The 2764-nt window shown below is 26.1% G+C and carries 2 protein-coding genes; both read right to left on the reverse strand.

Translation table 11 applies throughout. The features are described from left to right. Window positions 1-74 precede the first annotated feature (74 nt). Window positions 75-1358 (reverse strand): hypothetical protein, encoded by a 1284-nt coding sequence (locus tag AJ932_RS02390; protein ID WP_070277915.1) that lies wholly within the window; start codon window positions 1356-1358, stop codon window positions 75-77. Next, window positions 1339-2613: a hypothetical protein gene (locus AJ932_RS02395; RefSeq protein ID WP_070277914.1), complete on the reverse strand. Its 1275-nt coding sequence runs from the start codon at window positions 2611-2613 to the stop codon at window positions 1339-1341. The genes AJ932_RS02390 and AJ932_RS02395 overlap by 20 nt, the downstream gene beginning before the upstream one ends. Window positions 2614-2764 lie beyond the last annotated feature (151 nt).

Below are 2764 nucleotides of genomic sequence, written 5' to 3' on the forward strand. Positions count from 1 at the left end.
GCTTATAAAAATAATCAAAGCTATAAGCACACCACAAGGTATATAAAATCTTTTAAGTTTGTAAAAAGGTTTTTTCATGGATGCTCATATTTATTTAAATTAGCTTTTTCTAGCATTTTATTGTCCCAACCTTCTGGTAAATCTTTTATGCTTGGATAATAAGGGCGTAAAAGTTCTATATAAACTCCTTTCTGATAGGAAAGCTCAAAATAATACTTTCCTAAAGCAGAAGGGATAAGCTTTGCATCTCCGTGATAATTTCCATCAGAATAGACAAAATTAGGGCTATAAAAAGGGCTTCTAGGAGAAACATATGGGCGCACTCCTATTTCATCATAAGCAAAATAATCATATATGTTAAATTTAAAAATACCATTATTGCCAAAGCCATAATCATAATAATCATTAAAATAACCATTTTCTCCTTCAAATCCCATATCAAGCAATATTTTTTCATAACGCTTATTTATTTCTTCGTTTAAATTTTTATAATCTATTTTTGTGTCATCCATATAAGCTGCAGGATTAAAAAGAAGCTTGGTTTCATCTTGAAACAAACCATAAGAAAGCTCTAATAAGAAATCTTTTAAACTCCAAACTAAATAAGCATAAAAATACTCATCATCAAAAGTGATTAAATAATCTTCATCTTTTTTATTTTGTTTTGCTAAATAATCAAGCATAGCAAGCAATATTGGATTTTTTTTAATATAACTTTTATCTTTAAAATTATTAGCTTGTTCTTTTGTAAGAATGCCAACTTCTCCTAATTGATCATAAATTTCATCACTAAATACGAAAGGTTTTATGCCATAGTCTTTATTGATTGCATCAATATAATTTTTTATTATCATTGTGTTTTTACTATAAAGTTCTTTCACATAGGAAATGATTTGTTCTTGGCTTAAAATTTGAGTGTCTTTTTCTATTTTACATTGATACTCTAAATTATTTGGACTTTCAAAATAATAACCCCCATCCATACCATCATAAAATTTAGGTTTAATATAATTAGGATTTTTATTAGCAAGCCATAAGGGATTTTTTATCTTTTTAACTTCTTCTTCTAAATTTTCAAATTTAGTGGCTATGTATTTTGGGATGAGTTTGTTGCCTTTTTTATCAAAAACAATTTTACCAAGATATATGCCAAATTTTGGATTATAGCATTCAAGCTCATTCATATCATTAAATTTCCAAAAATATTGCTCGCTAGGACAAATATTATTATAACTTTTTATGTTTGTATTTATGGCTAAATAAATAGCATAAGGTTCTTTTCTGGTTTGTAAGAAATCTTTATGTTTAAATATATTCTTTATGGCTACTTCTAACATATCAACCCCTATATTTTTCAAAATAAAATGTGCTTATTCTCGCATCTCTTTCACTTGGAGAAAACCAATAAATTGCAGGTTTATCTGAAAATATACTGTATTTATAAGGTTTAACTCCGACACAATCTGTATAATTATTACTAATTATGCATTTTTTATCATACGCCCAAAACATAACAACATTTTCAAATTTAAAATATTCATTAGAATATATGAGTTTAAAAATGCTTTCTGTATGTTGATTTTTTATTTCTTTAGAATTATTTTTATCAATATAAAAATGTCTAAATTCGTGAAAAAAAGTTGATAATATCTGTTCTTCTTTGTTTTTTAAATTCAAATATAATGCTTTTTTTCCTATACTATTATAAGATCCGTTATTGTATTGTTTAAACTCTTTATAAATAGTTGGAATTGGTGGTTCTATGTCGAAAGCTTTTACCAAATCTTCAAGAAATTCTTGAAAAAACATAATTTTTTCCTCATCACTTTTGTTTGAAAATTCACTAAATTTTGCTTTATAGCTTGGTATGATAAAAAATTTCTCATCAGAATAAACATCTATAAATTTTTTAACAAATTTCTCTCTTTCTTTTAAATACTTATCTCCATCACTTACACTTTTAATAAATTTTTCATTAGCTAAATCAAATCTATAATAAATATAAGCAATTTTTCCTGCAAGTTGGGGATAATTTTTAAAAAATTCATAATTATTTGTTTCTTTTGCTTTTTCTTTAAAACTTTGGCAAGCTTTTAAAAACTCTACAGCCTCAAAAACACTAAAAATACAATTTGTTTGAATTATATCACTATTAAAATCATTCCTTAGTTTACTTTCTTCTACATCCTCATCATCTCCAACTCCCACTCTAAAGCTCATATCTATGATGATGTAATGATCTTCTAAATTAGGCATAGTTTTTTCACTACTATAAGCAAATAAAACTATGTAGTATTTATAATCTTGTATGTCTTCTTTAGGCTCGTTGCTTCTATTTATAGGCAAGCAAAAGGATAAAATATTGTCTTCATAGCTTTCATTATAAATCAAATCATCATTTTCAAATAATACCTTAAGATTTTTTTCATCAATATAGCCATTACAATCATGTAATAATAAATTTAATTTTTCTTTGCTTTCACATTCTACAAAAGCCCATTTTAGTTTTTCATCGCTTTCTTTTTCTAGTTGTAAGCTTATATAAGTCCCTGGTGCAAAAGAAGCATTTAAATCAATATGGGAATTTTCATGAAATATTAGTGTTTTATTCATAAACTTTTCCTACAAATATAATTTTATTATCTATTTTTTCAGGGTAAGCCACTTTGAGTGAGATTATATTTTCCCCCTCACTCCGCACAAACTTAGCTTGCTTACTTAAATCCTCTAATAACTGTGCTTGTGCTATACCTATGCTACCATT

This window comes from Campylobacter sp. BCW_6873, from assembly GCF_001762365.1.
GTDB classification, from domain to species: domain Bacteria; phylum Campylobacterota; class Campylobacteria; order Campylobacterales; family Campylobacteraceae; genus Campylobacter_D; species Campylobacter_D jejuni.

Bases quoted from the DNA above. Each gene is read 5' to 3' on its own strand.
- AJ932_RS02395 (WP_070277914.1), bottom strand. From the start codon at position 2,613: ATGAATAAAACACTAATATTTCATGAAAATTCCCATATTGATTTAAAT.